The sequence below is a fragment of the Streptomyces sp. NPDC056480 genome (assembly GCF_042795405.1).
Lineage (GTDB): Bacteria > Actinomycetota > Actinomycetes > Streptomycetales > Streptomycetaceae > Streptomyces.
Map to the genome: position 1 here is coordinate 1 of NZ_JBHTSA010000234.1, position 4,307 is coordinate 4,307.

The 4,307-nt window shown below is 60.9% G+C and carries 3 protein-coding genes and 2 pseudogenes; 3 read left to right on the forward strand and 2 right to left on the reverse strand.

Annotation, left to right across the window (positions count from 1 at the left end):
* The first annotated feature begins 570 nt into the window (after positions 1 to 570).
* Positions 571 to 837: a hypothetical protein gene (locus ACFQ79_RS40395; RefSeq protein ID WP_383593303.1), complete on the forward strand. Its 267-nt coding sequence runs from the start codon at positions 571 to 573 to the stop codon at positions 835 to 837.
* Between the two features lie 10 nt (positions 838 to 847).
* Positions 848 to 1,303, forward strand: a pseudogene (locus tag ACFQ79_RS40400) (hypothetical protein); the annotation flags it as partial.
* A gap of 140 nt (positions 1,304 to 1,443) precedes the next feature.
* Here ACFQ79_RS40400 and ACFQ79_RS40405 read toward each other — a convergent pair.
* Positions 1,444 to 1,823: pseudogene (locus ACFQ79_RS40405) on the reverse strand (transposase); the annotation flags it as partial.
* Positions 1,824 to 2,451: 628 nt separating this feature from the next.
* Here ACFQ79_RS40405 and ACFQ79_RS40410 point away from each other — a divergent pair.
* Positions 2,452 to 3,216: a transposase family protein gene (locus ACFQ79_RS40410; protein ID WP_383593306.1), complete on the forward strand. Its 765-nt coding sequence runs from the start codon at positions 2,452 to 2,454 to the stop codon at positions 3,214 to 3,216.
* 41 nt (positions 3,217 to 3,257) lie between these two features.
* On the opposite strand, the gene ACFQ79_RS40415 is transcribed toward ACFQ79_RS40410, so the two are convergent.
* The gene (locus ACFQ79_RS40415) at positions 3,258 to 4,082 is read right to left on the reverse strand and encodes a transposase family protein (RefSeq protein ID WP_383593309.1); all 825 of its coding nucleotides are present in this window, start codon (positions 4,080 to 4,082) and stop codon (positions 3,258 to 3,260) included.
* Positions 4,083 to 4,307 lie beyond the last annotated feature (225 nt).

Here is a 4,307-nt window from a genome sequence, read left to right on the forward strand (position 1 = left end):
ACAAGACCCATAACTCGTCTGGCACCAACCGCTCGATGAGATCCGTCATGCACGGCTCAACGAACGATCACACCATAAGAAACGACGTCTAAGAGTGGGCTGAGGGAGCGCCTGCCACGGGGCACCCAAGCGCTGGGCTCCGGGCCCTGTTGGTTCGTGGGCGTCCGTCTGCGTTCGCTGGATGTCGTGTGCGGTGGCTCCCTGTGTGGCTCTCCTGGGGAGCCACACAGGGAGCGGGGGTATGGCTGCGGAGCTCCGTCTCGATGCCCTGCCGGTCATGCTGCCGCAGCGTCCAGGTCAGACTGCGCGGACAGGTCGGGTCGACGCGACGGAGGCGAGGCGCTTGCTCTGCTGAGTTCGACGTATGCGTTCATGCCGGAAGCCTGCCGCGGTCTCTCCGCCCCACTTGCCTCAGTCTTGGCAGGCCGCGAGTCCGAGGGCGGAGGGCAGCCCACTGTGTGCTGCTCTGTATGTCAGATCATGCACACTGCCGTTGTGGTGTCGACCTAAAGCTCCTTCATTGACCGAGAGGGCCCCCTACGATGAGGGTTACCAGTGGGAGGGTGATTCATGGAATCGTTCGAAAGTGACGGACTCTTTTGGCTGCCGGGTCAGGATGAGGATGCGACCGCCGGGCGCATCTCGTTTGATGCCGTAAAAGGAGTTCGCCTTTCCCTGATTGGCAGCTTCTCTGATACCGGCATCCGGGATGATACAGGGGGCGAGGTTGACGTATCTACGATTCGCGGCGTGGCCGGAAAGAGACTTTTGATGCTTATTAACCGCAGAGTTATTCGACGAGATTTGAGTCGCCTGATTTTAAAGGGATTACTATAGTGCGAGCTTCATGTTTGCCGGGCGCTGCCTGCTTGAACCGGATGAATTGAAAGTAGAGCGCGCTTCGTTCAGTCTCACGAACTTGTTTGAGTGGGTAGCCATGAGGCCGGTTTCCCGGGAAATGAACGTCGATCCGGATACCGGCAAGATGTCGAATTATGTCCTGACGCTTACCCCTGCGAGTCTAGTGGAGCAAGCCGCAAGTGACTGTAACCTCTCCATCTCAAGTACGTGGAAGATTTTGGGTAGTAGGCAGAGTCCTGGGTTCGAGTGCGACTTCTCGCCGAATATCGACTACGGAGAGCTGGCCGACTTTGCGAAGGTTCGATCGGATATCTCGATCCTGCAAGACCTCGTTACGGCTACCATCGGCCCTGTTTCTGTGCCCACGAAGATCGTATTGCTTATCCCGGTGGTAGATGAAGGTGAGGCGGGGCATGTTCATGCTCAACTCTACGGGTCTCAAACGGCGCAGCCTTCAGAGAAGCAGGTCACGTCATCTGACATGCTGTTGACGTTTTCCCAGATGGTTGGTCTGCCTGCCGTGGCTCGATGGTTCGACTTCTTGCGCGACAGGCGGGTGATTCTCGGGAAGCAAAGTCGTAGAAAGCCGGACGTTGAAACCCCGGTCCAGTCGCACATCTTCGTGACAGGGAAGTTACCCTTCTCGCCATCGATGAACTCGTACTTCTCGTTCACCGATATTCCCGGGCGAAGAAGGCTGCCGCTTTTCCCAAGAACTCGGTCTTCATTCGAAGCTCCCGGACTTCCTTCTCCAGTTCACGAAGGCGGGCCCGCTCCGAAATGGTGAGCGGGGCCTCCTCGCCGGGGTGGGAACGTCGGTACGCGTTGACCCATCTCCCCAGGGTTCCCTCGATAAGCCCGAGTTCCCGGGCCGCCTGGGCGATCGGCCTCGAATACTCGATCACCATGCGTACAGCCTCGTCCTTGAATTCAGGGCTGAACTTCTTGCGCCTCTGTGTCACGTACCTTCTCCGTCAATCGGACCAACATCCTAGCTGGTCCGATGTCCGGAAACTTCGGGGCGGCTCGGGTCGAATAGACGTGAGAATCGTCTGCCTGCATCCAGCGGCCTTGCGGAACCCGATGGGGCCGCCTTCGTCCTGCTTGCTGGCGAGGGTGACTATGCAGAGCCGCTCAGGTGCCGGTGTAGGTCAGGTCAGTGCAGCCACACATTACGCTCAGCCCGCCTCCGCATCGCGAATTGGGCCCACAGGAGTAATCCGTACAACCGGACGCTGTGCAAGTGCCATCGGTATTAGAACATGTACGGTCCGGTGAGCAATTCATCGTTCCACCCACCCCGACTAGAGGTAACATTTGAAGCTGATCGGTGTTGGCCATTTCGAACCTTTCAATCCGGACTTCAGGGGACTCGACTTGAGACCCTGGGTGATCATTTCGATTCTCTCGGCATTCTTGGATCGCGAATTGAGTAAAATTTGCTCATTGAGCCCTTGAGTTCTACTGAGCCATTTTCATCCTGTCTCTGTGGGGTGAAATGACAGGTCAACGGGGGTGCGCAACGAGACGAGGCTCCTGATCGTTGCGGTGGTGTTCTCTACGCACCACGCATCGTCCGAGGAGCCTCGCTTGGTCCCGTATCGTGCCACGGTCGATGTCCCGCATGAGCTGGTTGAGCACGTTTCCTGGCTCATCTACGCACGAAGGTGTGAACGCCGTTCGCGGTGGCGGAAGCTGGGCTGCTTCCAGCAGGCCCTGCTCGCGCTGGTGCACCTGCGCAAGAACGAGACGCTGCCCGCCCTGGCAGCCGGCTTCGGTGTCTCGACAGCGACGGCCTGGCGGTACGTCGACGAGACCCTCGACGTCCTCACGGCATGGGCGCCGGGCCTGCACGAGGCCCTGACCGGCCTGGGCGAGGGCGACTTCGTCATCGTCGACGGCACCCTGATCCCCATCGATCGTATCGCTGCCGACGAGCCGTACTACTCCATGAGACACCGCAAGCACGGTATGAACGTGCAGGTCATCGCCCGGCCCGACGGCACACCGCTCTGGTTCTCCCGCGCAACACCTGGCCGCACTCATGATCTGACTGCGGCACGCGCCCATGGCATCGTCCAGGCCTGCCTCACCCGGCAGATCCTCGTCCTCGCGGACCGCGCTTACCAGGGCGCCGGTGCCACCGTCCGAACCCCTTACTACCACCACCGCGAACAGCCCGCCCACTACCAGCAGTTCAACCGCGACCACGCCAGACTCAGAGCACCCGGCGAACGCGCCTTCGCGCAGCTGAAGTCCTGGCGAATCCTCCGCCGAGCCAGATGCTCCACCCGCCGCATCGGCACCATCGTCCAGGCCGTCCACACGCTGCTGACCTGCAGCTATTCAGGATGAAAACGGCTCACTGATCTTTGACGTCGCGTTTGATGATCTGGTCATGTTCGGCATAACGGATACATGTGGAGGCCTATTCGCAGGGGTTCACCAGTCCTTCTTGTGAAGCTGAGGGCGGTGATCGTCTTGGCGACAAGAGGGAAGGCGCCGAGGGGGCCGTGGTAGCGGGTGGCGAGGATCTTCCAGTCCTTCAGATGAGCGATCGCGCGCTCGACGGCGGCACGGAGCCCGCTGATGCTCTGGTTGTAGGCCTTGTCTCCGGCGGGCCGTTCCTGACCTGGGGGTTTGCGTCTCGCTGTGAGCATCCCGGAGCCGAGGTAGCCCAGGTCGCCCATGGTGTCCCGGTCTCCGAACACCTCGGCGAAGCCGGACTCACGCCAGGCATGCATGTCGTGCCGGGAGCCTGGAACAGGCGACGAGACCGCAAGCAGATCCCCGGCCGGAGTGGCCGCGACTTGCAGGTTGAAGCCGGTGTCACGGTCCTTGCCCGAGAACATCCGGGTGCCCTCACTCACCCAGTCCCAGGTCGTCACCAAGGTCCCGCCGATCAGGACGACCCGGCCGGCCGACACCTCGGCCGGGTCCGGGACATGCCCGGCCAGGCCCCTCTCCACCACAGACAGCAGTGCAGTCCACCGCCTGGAGACCGTGGCCCGGGACACCCCGAACAGCTCCGCAGCCGCTTCCTGGACCGGGTTCTGCCGCAGCAGGAACAGCACGAGCACGACAGACATGTAAAGGCCCAGCGCGCACATCCGCTCTGGTGCCACCGGCGGGTCCGGATCCTCCGCAAGTACCCGGTGAACCCGTGTCACCAGCCAGTCCAGTTGATCCGTCTCCAGCCCTGTCGTAACGTTCCAGCTCAACGGCCCTGCCCCAGTAGCTTCCTGACGTCTTCGCAACCGTCACGCTACCGAGCAGGGCCCCTTTCATGATCAAGGACTGCCGAACAGAGACCCCGTGAATAGGCCTCTCGGCTTGATGCTTTCATCCATCTATTGAGCCGAAACTGATGGGTTTCCTGCTGGATCGTGTAGCGAACGTGTCGGCCGTGGAAGTAGCCGGTCACGATGTGGGGTTGCCGTTGTCGG

What these genes read in the sequence shown, in the direction of transcription:
- ACFQ79_RS40395 (WP_383593303.1), top strand. Translation starts at nt 571, where the DNA reads ATGGAATCGTTCGAAAGTGACGGACTCTTTTGGCTGCCGGGTCAGGAT.